This is a genomic window from Streptomyces sp. NPDC023527 (assembly GCF_055560115.1).
Window position 1 is genome coordinate 589,247 of the sequence record NZ_JBVHJJ010000002.1, and the last position, 21,655, is coordinate 610,901.

The 21,655-nt window shown below is 72.1% G+C and carries 23 protein-coding genes; 9 read left to right on the forward strand and 14 right to left on the reverse strand.

What is annotated here, in order from left to right; translation table 11 throughout:
- Positions 1-223: 223 nt before the first annotated feature.
- The gene (locus ACZ303_RS06205) at positions 224-640 is read right to left on the reverse strand and encodes a hypothetical protein (protein ID WP_467335523.1); all 417 of its coding nucleotides are present in this window, start codon (positions 638-640) and stop codon (positions 224-226) included.
- A 41-nt stretch (positions 641-681) separates the two neighbouring features.
- Positions 682-1,665, reverse strand: a complete 984-nt coding sequence (locus ACZ303_RS06210; protein WP_467335524.1) for a LysR family transcriptional regulator — start codon at positions 1,663-1,665, stop codon at positions 682-684.
- A gap of 203 nt (positions 1,666-1,868) precedes the next feature.
- Here ACZ303_RS06210 and snpA point away from each other — a divergent pair, with 203 nt between their 5' ends.
- Positions 1,869-2,546, forward strand: a complete 678-nt coding sequence (gene snpA / locus ACZ303_RS06215) for a snapalysin (RefSeq protein WP_467335526.1) — start codon at positions 1,869-1,871, stop codon at positions 2,544-2,546.
- Between the two features lie 229 nt (positions 2,547-2,775).
- Positions 2,776-3,000 carry a hypothetical protein gene (locus ACZ303_RS06220; RefSeq protein WP_215080954.1) on the forward strand — a complete coding sequence of 75 codons (225 nt, stop codon included), beginning with the start codon at positions 2,776-2,778 and terminating at the stop codon, positions 2,998-3,000.
- 295 nt (positions 3,001-3,295) lie between these two features.
- Here ACZ303_RS06220 and ACZ303_RS06225 read toward each other — a convergent pair whose 3' ends face one another.
- The 5 genes from ACZ303_RS06225 to ACZ303_RS06245 form a co-directional block, all read right to left on the reverse strand.
- On the reverse strand, positions 3,296-3,937 hold the full coding sequence (locus ACZ303_RS06225) for a DedA family protein (RefSeq protein WP_467335528.1): 642 nt from the start codon (positions 3,935-3,937) through the stop codon (positions 3,296-3,298).
- 298 nt (positions 3,938-4,235) lie between these two features.
- Positions 4,236-4,724, reverse strand: coding sequence for a DoxX family protein (locus ACZ303_RS06230; RefSeq protein ID WP_467335530.1), 489 nt, complete (start codon positions 4,722-4,724; stop codon positions 4,236-4,238).
- Positions 4,725-4,780: 56 nt separating this feature from the next.
- Positions 4,781-6,799: an FAD/NAD(P)-binding protein gene (locus tag ACZ303_RS06235; RefSeq protein WP_467335532.1), complete on the reverse strand. Its 2,019-nt coding sequence runs from the start codon at positions 6,797-6,799 to the stop codon at positions 4,781-4,783.
- Between the two features lie 236 nt (positions 6,800-7,035).
- Positions 7,036-8,757 carry a DUF7800 domain-containing protein gene (locus ACZ303_RS06240; RefSeq protein WP_467335534.1) on the reverse strand — a complete coding sequence of 574 codons (1,722 nt, stop codon included), beginning with the start codon at positions 8,755-8,757 and terminating at the stop codon, positions 7,036-7,038.
- 134 nt (positions 8,758-8,891) lie between these two features.
- Complete coding sequence (locus ACZ303_RS06245; protein WP_467335822.1) at positions 8,892-9,533, reverse strand: HNH endonuclease family protein; 642 nt, start codon at positions 9,531-9,533, stop codon at positions 8,892-8,894.
- Positions 9,534-9,761: 228 nt separating this feature from the next.
- Between ACZ303_RS06245 and ACZ303_RS06250 the strand changes: the two genes are divergently transcribed.
- The 3 genes from ACZ303_RS06250 (at position 9,762) to ACZ303_RS06260 (ending at position 12,087) form a co-directional block, all read left to right on the forward strand.
- Positions 9,762-10,577 (forward strand): ABC transporter permease, encoded by an 816-nt coding sequence (locus tag ACZ303_RS06250; RefSeq protein ID WP_467335536.1) that lies wholly within the window; start codon positions 9,762-9,764, stop codon positions 10,575-10,577.
- Between the two features lie 207 nt (positions 10,578-10,784).
- Positions 10,785-11,366: a TMEM165/GDT1 family protein gene (locus ACZ303_RS06255; RefSeq protein WP_467335538.1), complete on the forward strand. Its 582-nt coding sequence runs from the start codon at positions 10,785-10,787 to the stop codon at positions 11,364-11,366.
- 181 nt (positions 11,367-11,547) lie between these two features.
- Positions 11,548-12,087 (forward strand): GNAT family N-acetyltransferase, encoded by a 540-nt coding sequence (locus ACZ303_RS06260; protein WP_467335540.1) that lies wholly within the window; start codon positions 11,548-11,550, stop codon positions 12,085-12,087.
- A gap of 28 nt (positions 12,088-12,115) precedes the next feature.
- Here the strand turns inward: ACZ303_RS06260 and ACZ303_RS06265 are convergent, their stop codons facing one another.
- From ACZ303_RS06265 to ACZ303_RS06275, 3 genes are all read right to left on the reverse strand, one after another.
- Positions 12,116-12,421 carry a DUF6255 family natural product biosynthesis protein gene (locus ACZ303_RS06265; protein WP_467335542.1) on the reverse strand — a complete coding sequence of 102 codons (306 nt, stop codon included), beginning with the start codon at positions 12,419-12,421 and terminating at the stop codon, positions 12,116-12,118.
- Entirely contained in the window at positions 12,403-12,597 is a 195-nt protein-coding gene (locus ACZ303_RS06270) for a hypothetical protein (RefSeq protein WP_467335544.1), read from the reverse strand. The genes ACZ303_RS06265 and ACZ303_RS06270 overlap by 19 nt, the downstream gene beginning before the upstream one ends.
- 143 nt (positions 12,598-12,740) lie before the next feature.
- Entirely contained in the window at positions 12,741-13,520 is a 780-nt protein-coding gene (locus tag ACZ303_RS06275; protein WP_467335546.1) for a GntR family transcriptional regulator, read from the reverse strand.
- Between the two features lie 18 nt (positions 13,521-13,538).
- Here ACZ303_RS06275 and ACZ303_RS06280 point away from each other — a divergent pair, with 18 nt between their 5' ends.
- Together ACZ303_RS06280 and ACZ303_RS06285 are read left to right on the forward strand one after the other, a co-directional pair.
- Positions 13,539-14,006 (forward strand): NUDIX hydrolase, encoded by a 468-nt coding sequence (locus ACZ303_RS06280; RefSeq protein ID WP_467335548.1) that lies wholly within the window; start codon positions 13,539-13,541, stop codon positions 14,004-14,006.
- Positions 14,007-14,120: 114 nt separating this feature from the next.
- Positions 14,121-14,429 (forward strand): putative quinol monooxygenase, encoded by a 309-nt coding sequence (locus ACZ303_RS06285; protein WP_467335550.1) that lies wholly within the window; start codon positions 14,121-14,123, stop codon positions 14,427-14,429.
- A gap of 48 nt (positions 14,430-14,477) precedes the next feature.
- Here the strand turns inward: ACZ303_RS06285 and ACZ303_RS06290 are convergent, their stop codons facing one another.
- A complete protein-coding gene (locus ACZ303_RS06290; RefSeq protein ID WP_467335552.1) occupies positions 14,478-15,149 on the reverse strand; it encodes an HAD-IA family hydrolase in 672 nt (223 codons plus the stop codon).
- A 291-nt stretch (positions 15,150-15,440) separates the two neighbouring features.
- On the opposite strand from ACZ303_RS06290, the gene ACZ303_RS06295 reads away from it, so the two are divergent.
- Positions 15,441-17,531 (forward strand): DHA2 family efflux MFS transporter permease subunit, encoded by a 2,091-nt coding sequence (locus ACZ303_RS06295; RefSeq protein WP_467335554.1) that lies wholly within the window; start codon positions 15,441-15,443, stop codon positions 17,529-17,531.
- 1 nt (position 17,532) lies between these two features.
- On the opposite strand, the gene ACZ303_RS06300 is transcribed toward ACZ303_RS06295, so the two are convergent.
- Entirely contained in the window at positions 17,533-18,090 is a 558-nt protein-coding gene (locus ACZ303_RS06300) for a GNAT family N-acetyltransferase (protein ID WP_467335556.1), read from the reverse strand.
- A gap of 199 nt (positions 18,091-18,289) precedes the next feature.
- Between ACZ303_RS06300 and ACZ303_RS06305 the strand changes: the two genes are divergently transcribed.
- Positions 18,290-20,341 (forward strand): bifunctional glycosyltransferase 87/phosphatase PAP2 family protein, encoded by a 2,052-nt coding sequence (locus tag ACZ303_RS06305; RefSeq protein ID WP_467335558.1) that lies wholly within the window; start codon positions 18,290-18,292, stop codon positions 20,339-20,341.
- 27 nt (positions 20,342-20,368) lie between these two features.
- Here ACZ303_RS06305 and ACZ303_RS06310 read toward each other — a convergent pair whose 3' ends face one another.
- Together ACZ303_RS06310 and ACZ303_RS06315 are read right to left on the reverse strand one after the other, a co-directional pair.
- Positions 20,369-21,076: a hypothetical protein gene (locus ACZ303_RS06310; RefSeq protein WP_467335560.1), complete on the reverse strand. Its 708-nt coding sequence runs from the start codon at positions 21,074-21,076 to the stop codon at positions 20,369-20,371.
- Positions 21,073-21,654 carry a DUF6114 domain-containing protein gene (locus tag ACZ303_RS06315; protein ID WP_467335562.1) on the reverse strand — a complete coding sequence of 194 codons (582 nt, stop codon included), beginning with the start codon at positions 21,652-21,654 and terminating at the stop codon, positions 21,073-21,075. Before ACZ303_RS06315 ends, ACZ303_RS06310 begins: the two co-directional genes overlap by 4 nt.
- Position 21,655 lies beyond the last annotated feature (1 nt).

A 21,655-nucleotide genomic window follows, 5' to 3' on the forward strand; every position in this document is an offset into this window, starting at 1 on the left:
GGCTCGGGCTGACATCCACACCTGACATCAACGAGCACGGATGCCAGCGCACAACGGCGACTCGGCACGGCCACGGCGACCGCAGGCAGTAGCCAGTGAACAGGCGCCGGATGGACCGCAAGTCGAACTTACAAAGCAGATGTCGGCGGTTCAAATCCGTCTGTGCCCACCGTGACGAAGACCCCCAGCCGTTCATGGCTGGGGGTCTTCGGCGTTTCCGGACTCACACGCGGGCGTTCAAGGTCATGAAGGATCGCCGCTCGATGAACCGGTCGAAGGCCGGGCGTACCTCCGTGCCCACGAGGTCGACGCCGCACATGTACAGCTCCGGGCGGTGGGACAGCAGCTCGAAGTCCCGCACGGCGTCCTCGAAGCGGCACACCACTCCCGGCTCGGACGCCGAATCGATCAGCAGTACGTGGTCGTGCCGGGCCATGGCCGTCTGCCGGGCCCATGCCACCGCCGCGTCGTCCGAGACGCCGTCCAGCGCGAGCGAGCGGTGCGGGAGGTCTCCCCAGTCGATGCCGCAGCCCGCCCACGGAAGCGTGCAGAGATACGCGTCGAACTCGGCCGCCATCGTTACCGGGCTCGCACTCGCGCCATGTGCGTCGAGCCAGGAGGAAATGTCATCGATGCGCATATGGAGAGGCTAGACCAGCGGCGTTTCCTTGCACGTCGGGGTCACGCCCTCCGTGCCGTGCCCGCCGTGCCGAGCAGGAGGGGGCTGCCGTGGGTCCGTAGCCACTCCCGGTACGTCTCGTTCTTCGTGGCCGCCTCCCGGTAGGCGGCGCTCAGGTCGGTGAAGAGGGATGTCAGGTCATGGGGTGGCAGGGCGTCGGTGCGGGTGGCCAGGGAGAGTTCGGCGGTGAGGGGTGTGCCGGTCAGGGGGCGGAGGACGGTGCCGGGGGTGGGTTCCGTGGTGGGCTGGCAGGGGCGGACGGCCTCGCCGGAGGCGACCAGGTCCGCGGCCGTGGTGTTGTCGCGGACGTGCACCAGGCGGGGGTTGAGGCCGGCGGTCGTGAACGCGCGGCGCAGGGCCGCCCATTCGTGGTCGGCCGTCGGGTCGACGATCCAGGGGTCGTGGGCGAGTTCGGCGAGGTCGACCGATGGGCTGCCGGCCGCCGGATGCCCGGCGGCCAGGGCGACGAAGCGCGGTTCCCGGGCGACGAGGACGCGGCGTTCCACGCCCGCCGGGGTGTGCAGGGGGAACCCCTGCGTCTCGTGGACGAAGGCCACGTCCAGCTGATTGGTCGCGAGGAGCTGGAGCAGCGTGCTCGCCGAAACCTCGATGTGGATGGTGATGTCCGTGTCGGGGAAGCGCGCGTGGATCCGGCGCAGCCAGCCCGTCACCACCCGGCTGCCGACGCTGCCCACGCGCAGCCGTGCGCCGCCCGCGTTCGCAGCGGCCTCCCGGGCGGCTGCCACCAGCGCGGTCATCTCCGCGACTATGGGTCGCGCGCGGGAGAGTACGGAGTGGCCCAGTGGCGTGGGGCGGCTGCCGGTCTGGCCGCGGGTGAAGAGGAGGCCGCCGATGGCGCCTTCTATGCGGCGGAGCTGGGTGGTCAACGACGGCTGGGTCATGCCCAGTTGCAGCGCGGCCTTCCGCACACTCCCGGCGTCGGCGATGGCGCAAAGCGCGCGGAGGTGCCTGACCTCAAGCTCCACGAGGGGAGCATAACTGCACCTCGCAGGTCACACCAGGCACACCGGGGGCAGGGTAGGCGATTGCACGGTCCTATGGCCAATTGGCATCATCCGCACCACTGATTACTCGTCAGAGACTCTCGGGGACCAGCAGTTCACCCGACGGACCCCCGGTCGACCCACCCATGCGACCCAGGGTTCTCGGCACGAATGGAGTCCCCCACATGAAACGCTCCACGATGGTGCTGTCGGCTGCGCTCGGCCTCGGCCTGGCGACCGCGACCATGACCGCCGTGCCCGCCGGAGCCGCCTCCACCGGCGCCGGCCCGCAGGCGGCCACCTCCTCCTCGTACACCGCGTCGTCGTACGTCGGCTCGGCGGCCGAGGAGGCGAACAACAAGGCGTTCTTCGCGGCAGTGATGAAGTCCGCGCAGGCCAAGGCGGCGAAGTCGCCCGGTCTGAAGGTCGTCACGGTGACCTACGACGCCAGCAGAGCGCCCAGCTTCGCATCCCAGATATCGAGCAGCGCGCAGATCTGGAACAGCTCCGTGCGCAACGTCCAGCTGCGTGCGGGCAGCAACGCCGACTTCCGCTACTACGAGGGGAACGACTCCCGCGGCTCGTACGCCAGCACCGACGGGCACGGCCGGGGCTACATCTTCCTCGACTACCGGCAGAACCAGCAGTACAACTCCACCCGCGTGACCGCGCACGAGACCGGGCACGTGCTTGGCCTGCCGGACCACTACTCGGGTCCGTGCAGCGAGCTGATGTCCGGCGGCGGCCCCGGCACGTCCTGCCAGAACGCCTACCCGAACGCGGCGGAGAAGAGCCGTGTGAACAGCCTGTGGGCCAACGGTCTGACGGCCTTCGACAAGGACGCCTTCACCAAGGTCCACTGAGCGGGCGCGGGGCCGGTTCCGCACCCGTTCGCGGACGGATCCGTTCATAGGTCCGTGGAAAGGGTGCGGAAAGCGTCCCCGGGAGATCAATGATCTTGGGCGAGGGGCTCGACGCACACCGTCGAGCCCCTCCGTTCAAGATCGCGGCGGCCCGTTTCCCCCACTCGGAACCGGGTCGCCGTCCCGTTCGGGGGCGCCGCCGGGCCGCCGAGGGCGCATACTGAGAGCAATGACGAAGCCAGCAGCGCACCGACGGCATCTGCCCACCAGTCCCTTCAACGCTCCGCCTGTCCCCGGTCCCGTGCAGAGGTTCGTTGTGGGAGACCGTGTGACACACGATCGCTACGGCCTCGGCCGGGTCATCGGTGTCGAGGACGACATCGCCGTGCTCGTGGACTTCGCCTCCCGACAGGAGCGGATCCCGGGCCCGTACACGAAACTGACCAAGCTCTGAGCGCGACAGGGCTGTGACCCCACGCTTCACCTGTCCGGAGGTCGGAGCCACCGAGCGCGACGACGTCCTGCCCAGCGACGGCGTCCCGCCCGGTGGCTGCGGCCTTTTGTCGTACCCGGCCCTTGTGCGGTGGCACCGGGTTCTCGGCCGTGCCCAGCGCTCGTAGGGCGCGTCACCGTGCCTCTGGCCCGGGTCTCGGCCGCGCGTACGGGTGCCCGTACGCCCCCGGCGTGCGCCGTCGTACGCGCGGCTCGGACGTGGGTACGGACGCCGCCGTAAGGGGAGCTACGGGAAGCTACTGAGCCGGTGCCTCGGTCGCCGCCCTGGGGCGCTTCACGACGTAGGCCGCCCCCACGCCCGCCGCGAAGAGGGCGAAGAACGAGACCGCCGTGCCGAGCCAGCTCGCGCCCAGCCACTGGCCGCCGAAGTAGCCCAGGCTCACGCTGTACGCCGCCCAGGTCAGGCCCGCCAGCGCGGACCAGGGCAGGAATTCCGCCACCCTGCGGTGCATCACGCCCGCGCCGAGGCTGACGACCGAGCGGCCGGCGGGCGCGAAGCGGGCCACGACCACGAGCGGCCCGCCGCCGCGCAGCAGCGCCGTGCCGAGCCTGGCCTGGGCCGCGGTCAGCCGGCGGGAGCGGGCGATGGCGCGGTCGAAGCGGTCGCCGCCGCGCCAGGCGAGCCGGTAGGCGACCATGTCGCCGAGTACGGAGGCGGTCGCCGCGCACATCACCAGTGCGAACATCTCGGGGAAGCCGGCGTGGCCACGGGCCGCGTCGCCCACCGCGTCGGCGGCGGTGCCCGCGGCTGCCGTGGCGGCGGTGATCACCAGGACCCCGCTCGGCAGCACGGGGAGGAAAACATCCAGGAGGACGGACAGCCCGACGATCACGTAGATCCAAGGCGTGTCGGCCAACGCCCCCAACTGCTGCAGCACGTCCTGATCTCCCGGTACGGTCCCCCGCCGCGACGTCGCAGGGGAGCGGCAGGGGCGGCCTTCACAACCGCACAGCGTACGCCTGGGGCTGCTGTGGCATGTGGGCGGGGGCCGGTGATGTTGTTCGAATCACGTGGCGAAACGTGCGGAATCGGGTGTCCGATGCGTGCCTGTTCATGGGGGTCCGGCCTCGAACCGACCGGGCCGGGCCCCCACGGTGACGTCGAGGCCCCGGCCGTACCGGCCCCGCGGTGTCGTCGATCGGCCGGTGGACAGCTGTCGGTCGGCCGGCGGCCGGTCAGCGGTCGCGACGGAAGAGGCGGTCCAGGGAGAGCGCGCCGGGGCCGGTGAAGACCAGGAGCAGGAAGGCCCAGCAGAACATCGCGGAAGCCTCGCCGCCGTTCTGGATCGGCCACAGCGCCATGCTCTGGTGCACGTCGAAGTACGCGTACGCCATCGAACCGGACGAGATCAGGGCCGCTGTGCGGCTGCCCATGCCCAGCATGACGAGGACGCCGCCGACGAGCTGGATGGCGGCCGCGTACCAGCCGGGCCAGGTGCCCGCCGCGACGGTGCCGCCGTTGCTGCCGGGCGCACCGCCCAGCACGCCGAACAGCGAGGCCGCGCCGTGGCAGGCGAACAGCAGGCCGACCACGATGCGGAAGGCGGAGAGCACGTACGGGCGGGCGGCGTCGAGCCGCTCGGTGAGCGCGGGGGCCTGGGCCGCCGTGGCGCCGGCGGTGCCGGAGGCGGGAGCCGAGGCGGAGGGAGCGGTCGTGGGGGGCATGCGAAGGGCTCCTCGTGTTGGGGACGGGGACGACGAGGGGTCCAGGTTAGGTACGCCTAATCGATACTTGCAAGTTCAAGTTCTTGATTCCTTGGGGCGGAGGTCGCAGGGATTTCCCCCGCCATTTCCTTGGAACATGCACGCAAAGCCGCCCGTGCCACGGCGTCGGCGTCGGCGAGCGTCACCGAGTTCACCCCCGGCCGGGCACCCGCCGCGGTCACCCAGTGCACGCCTTCCGTCGGCACGCCGATCATGAACCGGCGTGCGTGCGCTCGCCCTTGGGCGTCGACCAGCCGGTACGGGCTCGACGTCACATCCACCCCGCCCGTCTCGTAACCCTCCACCTCGTGCACCCGGCACGCCCCCGACCGCAGCAGTCCGGCCAGCAGTGCGTCACCGGTCCGCCGCACATCCGGCTCGGGAAGGCGCGCCTCTATGACGGTCGTCACGCATACGGGAGGGCCGGGCACCGTCCGGGACCGCGCCTCGAAGCCGGGACCGCCGCCGGAGGACCCCGGCGCCACCTCCAGGCCCGGACCCAGCACGTCCAGGACCCCCGCCTCGACGAGCGCGGCCATCTCCTCGATCCGGCGGCGCGGCGGGCCGATCGACAGGAAGGCGTTCAGCGGCGTGTACCAGCCGTCGAGGTCCGCCCGGTGCGACCGGCCGGACAGGCCGCCGTGGTCGACGACCTGCCGCAGCTCGTTGCGCAGGTCGCGCAGGACGTCCAGGGCGGCCTTGACCGGGCCCCGGACGTTGCCGAGCCGGGCGGCGTCCGCGTCGCGGCGCAGGTGCTCCAGCAGCCAGGCCCGGAACTCCGCCGGCCCCGCGAACGACCGCTCGCCGTACGGGCGGGCCACCATCGCCCAGTCCCAGCGGTCCGCCTCCGCGACCCCGGCCTCCGCCAGGACCGCCGCGGTGCGGCCGGGCGTCGGCACGGCGGCGAGGAAGCGGTCGCGGAAACCCGGCGGGGAGCCGAGCAGCGTCTCGTAGTAGACCGTCTCGACCTCCGCCGCCACCAGCGGCCACACCTCCGCCCGGAAGTCCGGCGCCGCACCGGACGCGGCGCGCTTGCGGAAGCCGTCGATCACCTCCGGCGTCAGCAGCAGCGGGGTGTGCCGGGTGCGCGGGCCCTTCTGGTTGTCGCCGCGCGCGTGGTACGGGACGCCGCGCCGCGAACCCGCGTACAGCCGGGGCTCGCGGCCGGAGGGGCGGTAGACGAGGCCGGGGCCGTCGGGGGCCGGGGCGAAGGTGCCGCCGCGTGCGGTGGTGAACAGGGCGAGGTGGTCGAAGAAGTTCAGGCCCAGGCCGCGCAGGAGGACCGGCTCGCCGGGGGCGACGGCGCCGAGGTCGAGGTCGGCGGGGTTGGCGGGCGGGACGTAGCGGAGGCCGTGCCGGGCGGCGTGGCCGGCGAGGGGCGCGTCCGTGGCCCGGGGGAGGGTCGGCAGGTGCCCTTGGGCGAGGATCACGGCGGAGAGGTGGGTGAGTCGGCTGCCGTCGTCGAGGACGAGCGTCTGGAGGGGAGTGCGGGCGAGCGGTGGGAGGGGTGCCGTCGGGAGGGGTGTTCGGGGGATGGGCGTGGGAGTCCCGAGCGGCGTCCGGTCGTGACCCGAGGCCGCCCCCGGCCGCGTCCGGTCGTGATCCGCGCCCTCCTCCAGGGCCACCGCCCGGGCCCGGTGCACCCGCACCGCCACGCCCTCCGGTGCCGTCCGCAGCACCCGCTGGAAGGCCCACGCCAGATAGCGCCCGTAGAACGCCCGCGTCGGATAGTCGTCCGGTCCCACCGCTCCGTCCGCCCACTCCGACAGGCTCGGCCCCGGCCGCACCGGACCCGCGCACTCCACGCTCTCGTCGGTGAACAGCGTCACCTGCGAGGCAACGGTGTTCATCAGCAGTTCCGCCGGCTGGTCGGTCCGCCACACCGCGCCGGGGCCCGGCGGGAAGGGGTCGATCACATGGACGGTCAGCCGGTCGCCCGGGGCGATCTCGGGGGCCGAGGCGCAGAGCCTCTCCAGCACGCCGGTGCCTCGGGGCCCGGCGCCGACGACGGCTATGGAGTAGTGCTCTCCGGCCACGGTGCTATCTCCGGGGGCTCGGGCGACAGGGTCGGCCCATCATGCCGTCGGATCGCCGCTTGTCGAGCCTCAGTCCGGAATGTCCGTGTGTGGTGCGGTCGGATCATGGGGACTCGTCCGATTCCGCGCTGCGCCGCCCGCGTTCCGGGCGCAATCCGCCACCGCGCGACCAGGTCCGTACGCCTCCGGCCCGTACGCTTCCGCCCCCGTACCTGCGGCCCGTACGCCCCCAGCCGCTACGTCCCCTGCCCTTCCCCCTCCAGCCCCCGTGCCTCCGGCCCGTACTCCGCCTCGTACACCCGCGCCATGACCTCGTCCGCGCGCGCCTGGTCCAGTCGCAGCCGCGCCGAGCGTCCCCGCAGGGTCAGCGTCATCAGCTGGTTGCCGAACCACGGGCCGCCCGTACGCCGCCAGTCGACCGCCGGGCGGCCCACCCGCCCGTGCCGTGCCAGCGCGCGCCCCAGCCGTCTCCCGGGCCCGCTCCAGCCGAGGCGGAAGGCCGACCGCAGCACGGCGGGGACGCTCTTGCGCACCGGCGAGGAGGTCAGCTGGAGCACCCGGCTCCGGACGGGACGGGCCTGGGGCGCGGGCCACGTCGCCTCCGCGACGTACGCGTGGTGGACGTCCCCCGACAGCACGGAGACCGTCGCGGGCGCGTCCGGTCCGGAGCCGACCTCCGCGATGAGCGCGGTGAGCGCGTCGAACGACGCCGGGAAGGCCGCCCAGTGCTCCAGATCCGCCCGTCGGCGCACGACCTCCGCCAGGCGCGCCCAGCCCGGCCCGCGCTCCCCGGCGCACAGGGCCTGGTTCCACGCCTCCGTGTCGTGCACGGCCGGTGGCATGAGCCAGGGCAGTGACGAGCCGATGAGGAGGTGGTCGTACGAGCCGGGGGCGTCCAGCGCCTGGTCGCGCAGCCAGTCCCGGGCGGCCGCGTCGAGCATGGCCCGCCGGCCCTCCTCCAGGACGCGCCTGGTGCGGGTGTCGACCATCAGCAGGCGTACGCGCCCGAAGTCGCGGCGGTAGCTCCAGCGGGCGGCGGCGGGGTCGGCGTCGGCGCGGACGGCGAACTCGCGGAGCGCCTCCGTGCCGTCCCGGCTCCGCGAGATCGCCTGGTAGAGCTTGTCGGCGGCCAGTTCGGCGGGGGAGAGATTGCCCAGGTGCTGATGGACCCAGTACGACATCAGGCCGCCCAGGACCCGCTCCTGCCACCATGGCGTCGCCCGCATCCGCTCCAGCCAGGCCGCGCTCGTGTTCCAGTCGTCGACCACGTCGTGGTCGTCGAAGATCATGAGGCTGGGGACGGTGGAGAGCAGCCAGCGGACGTCCGGGTCGAGCCAGGACTCGTAGTACAGGCGGGTGTATTCCTCGTAGTCCGCGACCTGGGCGCCGGGCGGTTCGGCGAGGGAGCGGCGGGTGGCGATCCAGCGGCGCATCGCGGCGGAGGTCCTGTCGGCGTAGACCTGGTCGCCCAACAGGATGAGCACATCCGGGCGTTGGCCGCCCGGATCGCCTTCCCGGTCTCCGCCGCCCGTGCGGAGCAGTGTGCTCGCGAGCGCGTCGAGGGCGTCCGGTCCGACCGCGTCGCCCGGCCCGCCGTCGGCCTCCGGCGGCGGCGCCGCCGAGCGGCAGGAGCCGAAGGTGACGCGCAGGGAATCGGTGCCGGGGGCGGGCGTGCGGATCGTGCTCTCGGGGAAGAGCGAGCCGGGTGGCGGCCATACCCGGTCGCCGTCCAGGAACACCCCGTACGCCGTCTCGCTCCCGGGCCGCAGCCCCGTCACCGGCACCAGGGCGTAGTGGTGCCCGGCGACCGTCCAGGTGCGCGCCGTGCCGCCCGCGCCGTCGGCGCAGCGGACCTCCGCCTCGCAGGGCCGGTCGGCCTCGACCCAGACGGTGGCGCTCGTGCCGGTGTCCCGGTCGACGTACCGCAACAGCGGCCCCAGCCGCAGAGCTGCCGTCATGCCGCCCCTCCTCCGTCGTTCCGCACGGTACGGAACGACGGGGGAACGACGGGGAGGCGGACGGAGTTTCCGGTTCGGGAGTCGCTTCCCGAGCCGCTCCCCGAACCCCTGCTCGGATCGCTTACCGAATCGTTTCAGCAGCCGTTGAGGACGCTGGTGAGCTTGGTCTTCTCGGCGGGGTCGACGGTGAGCTGGTAGTGGTGCTTGACCGTGACCCACATCCGCGCGTACGTACAGGCGTAGGAGTTCAGCGGCGGCATCCACTGCGCCGGGTCCTTGTCGCCCTTCGCCTGGTTGACGCGGTCGGTGACGGCGATCAGCTGCGGCCGGGTCAGGTCGTTGGCGAACGCCTGCCGCTGCGAGGTGGTCCAGGCGCTGGCCCCCGACCGCCACGCCTGGGCGAGCGGCACGACGTGGTCGATGTCGATGTCCTGCGCGTCGGTCCAGGTGGCACCGTCGTACGGGGAGGACCAGGAGCCCTTGACGGCGGCGCACTTGGTGTTCTGCTCCACGCCCTCGCCGTCGCGCTTGAGGACGACCTCGCGGGTGTTGCACTCCCCGGACTGGGTGCTCCAGTGCGGGAACTTCGCGCGGCTGTAGCCGTCCATGGAGCCCTCGGCCTGGACCGTCAGCTGTCCCAGGTACGTCCGGGCGGTCGCGGCGTCCGCCGGGGCGGGCGGCGCGGCGTGGGCGGCGGGGCCGTTGAGCACGAGCGAGCCGACGAGGGCGGTGAGCCCGCCGACGGCTGCGGCGCGACGCGCGTAGACGCCGCGCAGGGCGCCGGGAATGCGTATTGCGGACATGGGAACTCCCTTGGAGTGGGGGGTCATCGGCCGTCGGAGCGTGGCCAGGATCGCGGCGCCCGGTTTCCGGGGGGTGGTCGCCAGGTAACAGAGTGGCGACGCGCTCATGTCAAAGCAAGAGGTTGCGGAAGTGAAGTTCACCCCTGACGCACCACCAGGCGCATGCGCATGGCGCACAGTTCGCGCCCGTAGGGTGGCCGCGTGCTCGCCGCCGCAGCTCTGTTGCCGGTCAACACCACTCTCGGCGTGGTGCTCGCCGTCCTGCTCGTAGCCGCCGTGACCGTCGCGGCTTTCGCCCGTCTGGCCGACGCCCAGGCGCGCGGATACGCCCGCGCGATCGCCGTCGCGGGGCTGCGGGCCGCCGTTCAGCTGGCAGCCGTCTCCGCCCTCATCGGCTGGGTCGTACGGGCGGTCCCGCTGCTGCTGGGCTTCCTTCTGCTGATGTTCGCGATCGCGGTGCGGACCGCCGGGCGCCGCATCACGGAGAACCGCACCTGGTGGTGGGCGGCGGTGCCGATCGGCGCGGGGGTGCTGCCCGTGGTCGTGGTGCTGCTGCTGACCGGGCTCGTACCGCTCAAGGGCGTCGCCCTCATCCCCGTCACCGGCATCCTCATCGGCGGCAGCCTGACCGCGACCGTCCTGGCCGGGCGGCGCGCCCTCGACGAGCTGCGCACGCGCCACGGCGAGGTGGAGGCGGGCCTGGCGCTCGGCTTCCTCGACCGGGAGGCCCGGCTGGAGATCGCCCGCCCGGCCGCCTCGGACGCGCTGCTGCCGGGGCTGGACCAGACGCGCACTGTGGGGCTGGTCACGCTGCCGGGGGCGTTCGTGGGGATGCTGCTGGGCGGGGCGTCGCCGGTGCTGGCGGGGGCGGTGCAGCTGTTCGTCCTGGTGGCGCTGGAAGCCGTGCAGGTGGTGGCGGTGGCGGTGGTGCTGGAGCTGATCGCGCGGGGGGTGCTGCACCGGGACGCGGCGGCGGGCGGGGGCCCGGGCGGTGGCGTCGCCGGTCACGTACCCTGAGGGGAGCAGAAGGGGAGTAGCTCTTCGCCGGACCGTCGACATACTGCCGAGCTCGCCTCGGCCGGCGCCCGGAGGCCCGTGCGCAGGTGACGGGCCAGCGAGACCTTCGGCCGCAGTGTCCATGACGCTGCCGTGCCGAAGCGACCCCTGAATCACGCAGATCTCTCAGGTCCCTCGGTGCGGCACCCGACCGATTGAGGATCACCCGTGTTCAGCTTCACCGTCGCCGCCCTGGTCTTCGGCGTCGTCTTCCTGGCAGAGCTCCCGGACAAGACCGCCCTCGCGGGCCTGATGCTCGGCACCCGCTACCGCGCGAGCTACGTCTTCGCCGGCGTCGCCGCCGCCTTCGCCGTCCATGTCGCGCTGGCGATCGCGGCGGGAAGCGTCCTGACGCTGCTGCCGCACCGCCTGGTGCAGGCCGTCGTCGGACTGCTCTTCCTGGCGGGCGCGGCCGTGCTGATCTTCAGGAAGGACGACGACGAGGAAGAGATCCGCAAGCCCGCCGACCAGTCCTTCTGGAAGGTCTCCGGAGCCGGCTTCATGCTGATCCTCGTCGCCGAGTTCGGCGACCTGACCCAGATCATGACCGCGAACCTCGCCGCCCGCTACGAGGACCCGTTCTCGGTCGGCGTCGGCGCGGTGCTGGCGCTGTGGACGGTCGCGGGACTGGGCATCGTGGGCGGGCGCACGCTGATGCGGTTCGTACCGCTGACGCTGATCACGAGGATCGCGGCGGTGGTGATGCTGGCGCTGGCGGGGTTCAGCCTGTACGAGGCGGTGGCGGGGTAGGCTCGATCCGTCTCGCGCGCAGGTGTCCCACTCGCGCTCAGGTGTGCGAGGCGCGTGACCGCCGCCGGGAGAGGGAGGATGAGGCCATGGATCGCCCCACGCTTCGTCAGCATGCCCTCGTCCGGGCCGCGCGAGCGTAGGAACCGCGGCCCGGTCGTCCCAACACGACCAGGAGTGTCGCGTGTTTTCCTCTTTCTCCCTGACTTCCTCTCTGACTTCCTCCCCGACCGGTACGGACCTGACCACTGGCCGCCTTGTGCTGCGGACATGGCCCCGGGATGAGATCACCGCCGTCCTCGATGACACCCGGCTGCCCCACTGGGCGCAGGACTTCCCCGCCGAGGGCGACCGTGTCATCGCCGGTTTCATAGCGGAACGACCCGAGGCGCTGGGCGAGTACGGCCAGCGCCAGATCATCGAGCGGGAGAGCGGGTTGGTGGTCGGTGCCATCGGCCTGTTCTGGCCGCCGAGCGAAGGCGACGTCGGCTTCGGCTACGGCGTCGTGGAGTCCCGGCGCGGCCTCGGCTACGCCTCGGAGGCCGCCCGGGCCATCGTGGAGTACGCCTTCTCGGCGCCGGGCGTCCACGCCGTACGAGCCGACGTCGAACTGTCGAACCCCGCCTCCGTCCGCGTCCTGGAGAAGGCGGGGCTGCGGCGCTGGAGCGCCGATGGGGCGGTGGCGCGGTTCGGTGTGACGGCGGCGGAGTTCGCGCGGGGGTAGGGAGGACGGCCTCGGCGGTGACCGGCGCTCAGTCGCCGCCGAGGCCGGGCACGGGAAGCGCATGGGTGGGCTTCCCGAGGGCTGACACCTGTGGGTGGAGACAGGACGCGCCGGTGACGGCCACGGTGGGTCCGGTAGAGGTCCACTTTCCGGGCAGTTCGACGGCCGGCCCGAGCGCACGATAGTCCGTGAAGCGCCGGACGCCGCACCGGCCGCACATCAGCACGCCGCCCGATGCCATCCACCCCTCGCAGGGGTGGGGGCACGGCAGGCGGGTTCCCTCAGCTCCTCGTGGGCGGCCGGACCATGCCCGGCTCAACCGTGCGCCGCCCACCAGTGCCTGCCCATCGCCTTGGTCATCGCCATGGTCGCTCCGAGGTCGCCTTGCCGGTACGCCTCATAGCGTTTGGCCTTGATCTCGTCGCACTGTGCGCAACGATCAGGCCGTGGCTGTCGGTCGACCTCGTGACGGTCTTCGCTCGAGAGGTGGCTATCTGTCGGGTCGTGCATCAGGCCTCCTGATGGCGAGGTGGAGGAAGAGCAGCACATGTACTCATGTACATGAGTGCATGTGCTGAGCGTGGTACAACCCTTGGTTCCGAGTCAAGCGGTCCAGTGTTCCCGTATGGCTGATTCGTTAAACTGACACGCCATCAATCACGGGCGGGAATCCGGTAGTCGAGGATGAAGCGGTCGGCAGCCATGAGCGTGTCGCACACCTCCACCACGAGCCCGCCGTCCGTCACCGCTTCCCGGACGAGATGTATCACCGGAGCCCCGGGGCTCAGCCGCAATGCGGCCACTTCCTGCTTGGTGGCCAGGCGTGCGCGGATGGTCTCGACGTACTCGGCGAACGTGTGACCGTGTTCTTCTAGGCGAGCGTAGATGCCGCCTCCGCCAGGGTTCTCGTCGAACAGCTCCGGAATGTCCTTCGCGACCGACCACGGCAGGTAGGACGTCGCTTCCTCGGTTGGCGTACCGTCGACGAAGTACCGACGGCGCCGGGCGAGAACCTTCTTGCCGGCAGGAATGCCCAGGCGCTCAGCGATATCGGCCGGGGCGTCCGTCGGCCCCACGAAGAGGACGCGCACGTCCGGTGTGTGTCCTGCCTGCTCCGCTTCGGCGAGGTAGGCAGCCTTGCCTGCCCTGCGGTGAGACCCGCGGAAGCGTTCCGAGGACTTCCTGCGGACCGGAGGCAGGTTCTTCACGTAGGAGCCGCGTCCGTGGTGGGTCTCTACGAGCCCAGCGGTGCGCAGTTCGGCGATCGCTTTGCGGACAGTCCCCTGGGAGACCCCATAGCGCTCCATGATGTCGGACTCGCTGGGAACTTGGGTGCCGGGCGCGAGCGCGCCCAGGCGAATCTGTTCGACCAGATCGTCCGCGATCTGCAAGTAGCGCGGTTTGCCCGAGTCCCGTGAGACCTCGTTCCCCATGAGCTGCCCGCCCTCCTTATGCTCATCCGTATGAGTACGGCTGCACAGTCTCGCAGGTCCGCGCCGCTCCACTCCGTCTCGGTGGCGGGGGCCGTCGTGCGGGAGGACGGGCGCATGTTGGCCATCCGCCGAGCGGACAACGGGCGGTGGGAACTGCCCGGTGGGGTGCTGGAGATCGAAGAGGCCCCGGAAGAGGGTGCTCGCCGGGAAGTGCTGGAAGAGACCGGCATCGAGGTCGACGTGCAGCGGCTGACGGGCGTCTACAAGAACATGACGCGCGGCATCGTCGCCCTGGTCTTCCGCTGCAGCCCTGTCGGCGGCGCCGAGCGGCCATCCGAAGAGGCCGCCGCTGTCTCCTGGCTGGCCCCGGAAGAGATCGCCTCGTCGATGACGGAGGCGTACGCCGTGCGCCTCCTGGACGCGCTGAGCGACGACACTCCGCACGTAAGGGTCCACGATGGCCGGCGGCTGATTCCGGCGACGTGAGCCGAGGGTTCAGGCGTGCGTCGCATCCGGTGGCCGGCAGAGAGGATTCCGCGACTACCTCCATGGCGGACGTCGTTCTGGAAGTCTTGGTGCGACCTGAGGGGAGGGCCGGACATGATCGCAGGCTTTGGCCTGGTCGTACGCTTCACGCTGCATGACTCCGAGGCCGCAGACGGGTTCGACGAGTTGGTGGGTCGCACCCTGGACGGGATTCGCGAGCATGAGCACGGCACCGTGGTGCACGTGAACCACCGCGTGCCGGGCGAGCCCGACGTCCGTGTCTTCTATGAGCTGTACCGGGATCGAGCGGCGTTCGATGCCCATGAACGGCAACCGCACACCAGGGACTTCCTCGAACAACGCGAGAGGTTCGTGTCGAAGGCCGAAGTGACGTTCCTGGACCCGATCGACGGAAAGGCGTAAGAGAGCGGGCCCCTGAAGGGCGGCGCGCGTTCGGTTGTGCCGCCGAGGTCAGCCCGAGACGTGCAGCACAATCCCGCCGTCCCCCGCCGCCTCCACCCGCACCTGCGTCAGGTCCGTCACTGCCACGTCCGGCGCATGGGCGGCCGCTCGTGGGCCCACGCCGATCACGCGCATGCCGGCTGCCTTGCCCGCCGTGATGCCCGCTTCCGAGTCCTCGAAGACGATGCAGTCGGCCGGGGCGAAGCCGAGGGTCGCCGCGGCCTTGAGGAAGCCTTCCGGGTCCGGCTTGCTCGCGCCCACCGACTCGGCCGTGACGCGGATCGCCGGCATGGGCAGGCCCGCCGCGGTCATGCGGGCCTCGGACAGGGGGCGGTCCGCCGAGGTGACCAGGGCGTGGGGGAGGGGGGCGAGGGCCGCCATGAAGGCGGGGGCGCCGGGGATCGGGACGACGCCCGAGACGTCGGCGGTCTCCGCCGCGAGCATGCGGCGGTTGTCGGCGTGGTTCTGTTCCATCGGGCGGTCCGGGAGGAGGACGGCCATCGTGGCGTAGCCCTGGCGGCCGTGGACGACCTTCATCACCTCGTCGCCGTCCAGGCCCTGCTCGGCCGCCCAGCCGCGCCAGCAGCGCTCCACTACGGCATCGGAGTTGACGATCGTGCCGTCCATGTCCAGCAGGAGGGCGCGGGCGGTCAGCGTGGTCGTGGGGGCGGTGGCCGGCATCGGCGGACTCCAGGGCGCGGGAGAAAGGCAAGCGGCCCCGCCCGCCGGTCAGGGAATACGGGCGGAGCCACTTTGTTTCTCAACGATACAAAAAGTAGCCCCGAACGCCAACAGCCCAGGTCAATGCCGGCACCCCCGGCTCGGCGCGGTCGCCGCCGCGCTGCCAATGGCCTACCCCGGCGGGCCGTCCGCACCGATCCGGCCCACGATGGGAGCCAGGGCGCCGGGCGGTCCGTACGGGACGCCCGCGCCGGCAGCCGCACCCGAGCCGCGAACCTCAGGAGCCAGCCCATGGCGGACGACACCCCGGGCCCCGCCACGGCCGCAGCGGACCCCACGGCCGTACCCGGCGCGGATCAGCCCCGGCGCACCGTCCTGGTCGCGATCGGCGCGCTGCTGCTGGGCATGCTGCTGGCGGCACTCGACCAGACGATCGTCTCCACCGCGCTGCCGACGATCGTCAGCGAACTCGGCGGTCTCGACCACCTCTCCTGGGTGGTCACCGCGTACATGCTCGCCTCGACCGCCGCCACCCCGCTCTGGGGCAAGCTCGGCGACCAGTACGGGCGCAAGAAGCTCTTCCAGACGGCCATCGTCATCTTCCTGCTCGGCTCGGTGCTGTGCGGCATCGCCCAGAACATGGGCGAGCTCATCGCCTTCCGCGCCGTGCAGGGCCTGGGCGGCGGCGGGCTGATGGTGCTGTCGATGGCGATCGTCGGCGACATCGTGCCGCCCCGCGACCGCGGCCGCTACCAGGGGCTCTTCGGCGCGGTCTTCGGCGGTACGAGCGTGCTCGGGCCGCTGCTCGGCGGGCTCTTCGTGGACCACCTCAGCTGGCGCTGGGTCTTCTACATCAACGTGCCCATCGGGATCGTCGCGCTGCTCGTCATCGCCGCGGTGCTGCACATCCCCGTCCGCCGCACCCCGCACCGCATCGACTACCTCGGCACGTTCCTCATCGCCGCCGTCGCCACCTGCCTGGTGCTGATGACCTCGCTCGGCGGGGTCACGTTCCCCTGGTCGTCCTGGCAGATCATCGGCCTCGGCGTGCTGGGCGCCGTGCTGCTGGTGCCGTTCGTGATGGTGGAGCGGCGCGCGGCCGAGCCCGTACTGCCGCTGAAGCTCTTCCGCATCCGCACGTTCACGCTGTGCTCGGTCATCGGCTTCGTCGTGGGCTTCGCGATGTTCGGGTCGATGACGTACCTGCCGACGTTCCTCCAGGTCGTGAAGGGCGTCTCGCCGACCATGTCGGGCGTGCACATGCTGCCGATGGTGGCCGGCATGCTGATCGCCTCCACCGGCTCCGGCCAGATCGTCAGCCGCACCGGCCGCTACAAGGTCTTTCCCATCGTCGGCACCGGCGTCACCGCCATCGGGCTGCTCCTGCTCCACCAGCTCGGCCCGGACAGCTCCACCGGCGAGATGAGCGCGTACTTCTTCGTCTTCGGTCTCGGGCTCGGTCTGGTGATGCAGGTGCTCGTGCTCGTCGTGCAGAACGCCGTCGGCTACGAGGACCTGGGCGTCGCGACCTCCGGCGCCACGTTCTTCCGCTCCATCGGCGCGTCCTTCGGCGTGTCCATCTTCGGCACGATCTTCACCAACAAGCTCGGGCCGCGCGTCACCGACGCCCTCGCCGGCGCGACGCTGCCGCCCGGCATCACCCCCGACCGGCTCCAGGCCGACCCGCGCGCCGTGGCGGCCCTGCCGCCGGGGGAGCGGGCCGGGGTCCTCGCCGCGTACTCCCAGTCGATCACCGACGTCTTCCTCTACGCGGTGCCCGCCGTGCTCGTCGCCTTCGCCCTCGCCTGGTTCCTGCGGGAGGAACCACTGCGCGCCAGCGTCACCGCGCCCGACACCAGCGAGGTCCTCTCCAGCAACCCCGTCGAACGCTCCTCGCGGGAGGAGTGCGCCCGCGCGCTGTCCCTCCTCGGCAGCCGCGAGGGCAAGCGCAAGATCTACGAGGCGATCATCGCGCGGGCCGGGCTCGACCTCCACCCCGCCTCCGGCTGGATGCTGCTGCGCATGCACCGCTACGGATCCGTGGAACCCGCGCTGCTCGCCGAGCGCGTGGACATCCCGCTGCGGATCGTCACGGAGGCGGCGCGGCAACTGGAGACGCGCGGCCTGGCCGTACGGGAGGGGCTGCCGCTGGTCCTCACCGACGAGGGTCGCCGGATCGCGCAGGTGCTCTACCGGGCGCGCGAGGAGTCGCTCGCGAGGCTGCTGGGCGACTGGTGGACACCGCAGCGGCCGACCGACCTCAGCGCGCTCGTCCACGAGCTCAACCACGAGCTGTGCGGCTCGGACTCCGAACAGCCCCACGACGGCGACCCGCGGCGCGACCACGACATCCGGCCGAGGCACGAACGCCGCGGGACGTGAGCTAGGCCGTGAGCTCCTTGGCCATCCACACCTCGGCGTACGGATTGTCCTCGACCGTGTTGTAGCGGGGCACGGGCGCGAACCCGTGCCGGGTGTACAGCGCGATCGCCTCCACCAGGTCCTTCCGCGTGTCCAGGACGATCCGCTCCGCGCCCCACTCGCGCGCGACCGCCTCGGCCGCGGCGAGCAGCGCGGGCGCCCCGCCGAGGCCGCGCCGGTCGGCCCGTACGTACATCCGCTTCAACTCGGCCGTCCGCCCGTCCAGCAGCCGCACCCCCACACAGCCGCCCGCCGGGCCGTCGCCGTGGCGGGCGACGAGCAGCACGCCCTTCGGCGGGGCGAGGTCGTCGCTCGGGTCCTCGGCGAGATGCCGCTCGATCTCCTCGGGCGTCGACGCCCGCCCGTGGTGCAGTACGTACCAGCGGTCGGCGACGTCGGTGAGGTACTCCCGCAGCAGCGCGGCCGCCTCGTCGGAGTGGACGGGCCGCGGTGCGATGCTCCACCCGGGGGAGCCGGAGGCGGGGGAGAAGGGTCCCCCGGCGGTCATATGTTCGGTCATCCCCGCATCCTGGCACGCGGGCCCGCCGGGCGGTCGCGCGACAGTGGCACGCTCGCCCCAACGCCCCCCGCAGTCAAGTCGCGTGTGGGAGGTTGGCAAGTGACCTCGGGATGACCCGCGGCTGCTCCGCGGGACTCAGTAAGGTCGTGAACAGCACTACAGCGCTGACCGAGCTGGGCGACTGGAGGAGCGGCGGGGCGTGGCGAATGCGGAGAGGCGCGGCCTGGGGAGTCCGCCGAGGGCGGGGCCGCCGACCGGTCTGGTGCTGGGTGCGCTGTGGCTGGTCGCCGGGCTGCTGGCCGCGCGCCAGGCCGCCGCGGTGCTGCGACTGCCCCCCGAGCGTCGCCTGACCGACCTCGAACGATGGATCGGTGACAACGGTGTCCTGTACGTACGGGGCTCGCTGTACGACACCGACCGGTTCACGGGTACTCCGTTCGCGGGACTCGTCCTCAAACCGCTGACCCGCGCCGCCGAGCAGAGCCTCGGTGTCGGCTGGACCCTCGGCACGCTGCTGCTGGTCGTCGCCCTCGGGCTCGTCGCCGCCCGCTCGCTGCCCGGTGAGATCTCCCGCCGCACCGGACTGCTCGCCGCCCCCGTGGCGATCATCCTGGCCGTACTCTCGCTGCCCGTACGCAACACCTTCACCCTCGGCCAGACGAGCATCACTCCGGTGCTGCTCGTGCTCCTCGGCTGCTGCCTGCCGCGCCTGGCGAAGGACACCGGCCGCGCGAGCGGCCTCCTCGTCGGCCTCGCGGCCGCGCTCCAACCGGCCGTGCTGCTCTTCGCCGTGCTGCTCCGGCTGACCGGGCGGCGCCGTGCCGCCGGCGTCACGTGCGTCACCTTCGCGGCCTGCTCCGCGCTGGCCTGGGTGGCCATGCCGGACGACTCGTGGACGTACTGGGTGCACCACATCGCCGGAGCCGGCCTCGGCTCCGCGCCCGGCGGCCTGGCCAACCAGTCGCTGCACGGGCTGCTGCTCCGCCTCGGGCCGCACGGCCCGGCCGAACTGGCGCTGTACGGGCTGCTCGCCGCCGCCGTCGCCGTGCTCGGCCTGCGCCGGGCCGCGCGCTACGCCCGGGACGGGCAGGTGCTGCTCGCCACGGCCATCACCGGCTGTGTCGCGGTCGCCGTCTCGCCCACGGCCTGGCAGCACCAGCAGCTGTGGATCCTCCTCGCGGTCGTCGGCCGCGTCGGCAAGCGCCGTGCCGACCGGCTCGTCTGGCCGGTCATGGTCGTCCTCGTCATGACGCTGACCAGCACGGTCCTGATGCCGGACAACCCCTTGATGCTGCCGGTCGGCGACAACGCCCCGCTGCTCGCCGCCCTCATCGCGGCCTGCGCGGTGCCCTTCCTCTCCCGTACGTCACCGCTGTGGGACCGGCCGATGCCGACGCCGGTGGGCGAGCCCCGGCCCGGCCGCCTCTCCTGGGTGCCGCTGTTCCGCTTCTGGAAGCGGCCGTTGACCCGGCCGAACGTCCTGCTGGAGCTGATGCTGATACGGGTCGGCTACTGGGTCTACTCCTTCATCCGCGCCGGCGCCCCCGGCGAGCGGGCCCTCGCGGAGTCCCACGGCCGGCAGATCATCGGCGTCGAGGAGCTCCTGCACATCGACGTCGAGCACGGCTTCAACCACTTCGTGGCGGGCGTCGGCTGGCTGACCGGCAGCATGAACTACTACTACGGCACCTTCCACTTCCTGGTGCCGGTCTCGCTGCTGGTCTATCTGTACGTGCGCCGGCCCGGCACCTACCGCTGGGCCCGCACCGCGCTGTCGCTGGCGACGCTGATGGCGCTCGTCGGCTTCTGGGCCTATCCGCTGGCGCCGCCGCGGCTGATGCCGGGCCGCGGCTTCATCGACACCGCCAACGGCCCGCAGGACCTGGACCACCCCGACTTCGGGGCGCTGACGGAGCTGTCCAACCAGTACGCGGCGATGCCCTCGCTGCACATCGGCTGGTCGCTGTGGTGCGGGGTCGTCATCGCCGTCGTCGCGCCCAGGGTGTGGATGAGGTGGCTCGGCATGCTCTACCCGCTGCTGACCCTCACCGTGATCGTCGGCACCGCCAACCACTATGTGCTCGACGCGGCCGGCGGCGCGCTCGTCGTGATGTCGGGCTTCGCGATCCAGTACGCGCTGTCGGGCCCCGGCCGCCAGGTCCTGGCGAAGGTGCCCGGGGCGCGGGCCGCGGGCGACGACCTGGAGCCGGCGGCGGAGGGCGCGAAACCGGCGCGGGCCGCCAAGGGCTGATCCCGCGCCGGTCGAAGGACGGCTTCCTCAGTCGGTCACGGTGATCTGCGACGCCGGGTCGGTGGCGTCGATGACGTCGTACGTGGCGTTGAACACCGACGCCGTCGCCGCCGTCGGGCAGCCGAAGCCACCGACGACCTTCACCGGCACCGAGGCGTTGGTGACGCCGAGCGTGGACGGCGCGCCGTTGGTGAAGGCGCTGCTGATCTCCGCCGGCGCGGTGGGCGCGGCGGTCGCCGTGCAGCTGGCCAGACCGCTGGTCTGGGCCACCAGGCCGCCGCTCGGCAGGGTCAGGATGGCGGTGGACGGTGTCCCGTACTGCATGGCCACACCCCATGTGCCGGAGGTGGTGATGGTCGCGGAGACGCCGGCCTGGTTGGTGGTGCAGGACGAGTACGTGGGTGCGTTGAGGGAGCTGCTGACCGGCCCCGCGTCATTGTGGTTGCCGGGCGCGTCGGGTATTCGGTTGTTGTTGTCGCCACCGCCCGCCGTGGGCTGGGAGCCGGAGACCTTACAGGTGACGGTCACCGCGCCGATCTTGAACGTGGCCTTCCCGTTGAGCTTGGCCGCGAAGTAGTGGCCCGCCGGGGAGACCGTCGTCGAGCCGGCGGCCGGGGTGCCCGGGGCGGGCTGGGCGCCGGCGGTCCCGGTGGCCGTCAGGGCGAGGGCGGCGGTGACGGCCAGCCCGGCGCCGGAGGCGAGCAGAGCGCGCGAACGGAGCGTGCGAGAGGTCATCGGATCTCCTTGTGTGGGAGGTGGTCGTGCGGGTGCGCGGCGGGGGGACCGGCCGGGGGCCGGGGTTGCTCGTCCACCGGTGGGGACTCCGCCGCCGGGAGCGGTGGCTCCGCCGGTCGGGGCGGCTCCGCCACGGCCGGGGGCGGCTCCTCCGCCGGCTGGGGCGGTGTTTCCGCGGTCGGTGCCTCCGCGGCCGGTGGTACCGCCGGCTGCCAGGCGAAGATCATCCCGCCGCCGATGATGCCCAGGAGCGTGCCGATCAGGAAGCCGCCCAGATTGGAGAAGACCAGCGCCGCCGCGGACATCATGACGGTGAGGATTCCGGCGAGCGCGCGGTACTGCGGTGCGAACCATGCGGTGAGGCCCATCAGGATCATGATCAGACCCATGAGGATCGAGGGAATGCCCGCGATCCCCTGATGGAGCATGATTTTCAGCGGGGCGAGCGGAATGGCGCAGATCTCCGAACCGGCCACGACGGCGGCCAGCCCGCCCCAGAAGGGACGGCCCTTCCGCCATCGGCGCCACGCCGCCCAGGGGCGCCGCCGTGGACGGCCGGGCTCGGTGCCGGCCGCCACG

What these genes read in the sequence shown, in the direction of transcription:
- ACZ303_RS06205 (WP_467335523.1), bottom strand. Translation starts at nt 640, where the DNA reads ATGCGCATCGATGACATTTCCTCCTGGCTCGACGCACATGGCGCGAGT.
- snpA (WP_467335526.1), top strand. Translation starts at nt 1,869, where the DNA reads ATGAAACGCTCCACGATGGTGCTGTCGGCTGCGCTCGGCCTCGGCCTG.
- ACZ303_RS06220 (WP_215080954.1), top strand. Translation starts at nt 2,776, where the DNA reads ATGACGAAGCCAGCAGCGCACCGACGGCATCTGCCCACCAGTCCCTTC.
- ACZ303_RS06230 (WP_467335530.1), bottom strand. Translation starts at nt 4,724, where the DNA reads ATGCCCCCCACGACCGCTCCCTCCGCCTCGGCTCCCGCCTCCGGCACC.
- ACZ303_RS06240 (WP_467335534.1), bottom strand. Translation starts at nt 8,757, where the DNA reads ATGACGGCAGCTCTGCGGCTGGGGCCGCTGTTGCGGTACGTCGACCGG.
- ACZ303_RS06270 (WP_467335544.1), bottom strand. Translation starts at nt 12,597, where the DNA reads ATGCACGACCCGACAGATAGCCACCTCTCGAGCGAAGACCGTCACGAG.
- ACZ303_RS06275 (WP_467335546.1), bottom strand. Translation starts at nt 13,520, where the DNA reads ATGGGGAACGAGGTCTCACGGGACTCGGGCAAACCGCGCTACTTGCAG.
- ACZ303_RS06280 (WP_467335548.1), top strand. Translation starts at nt 13,539, where the DNA reads ATGCTCATCCGTATGAGTACGGCTGCACAGTCTCGCAGGTCCGCGCCG.
- ACZ303_RS06285 (WP_467335550.1), top strand. Translation starts at nt 14,121, where the DNA reads ATGATCGCAGGCTTTGGCCTGGTCGTACGCTTCACGCTGCATGACTCC.
- ACZ303_RS06290 (WP_467335552.1), bottom strand. Translation starts at nt 15,149, where the DNA reads ATGCCGGCCACCGCCCCCACGACCACGCTGACCGCCCGCGCCCTCCTG.
- ACZ303_RS06295 (WP_467335554.1), top strand. Translation starts at nt 15,441, where the DNA reads ATGGCGGACGACACCCCGGGCCCCGCCACGGCCGCAGCGGACCCCACG.
- ACZ303_RS06300 (WP_467335556.1), bottom strand. Translation starts at nt 18,090, where the DNA reads ATGACCGAACATATGACCGCCGGGGGACCCTTCTCCCCCGCCTCCGGC.
- ACZ303_RS06310 (WP_467335560.1), bottom strand. Translation starts at nt 21,076, where the DNA reads ATGACCTCTCGCACGCTCCGTTCGCGCGCTCTGCTCGCCTCCGGCGCC.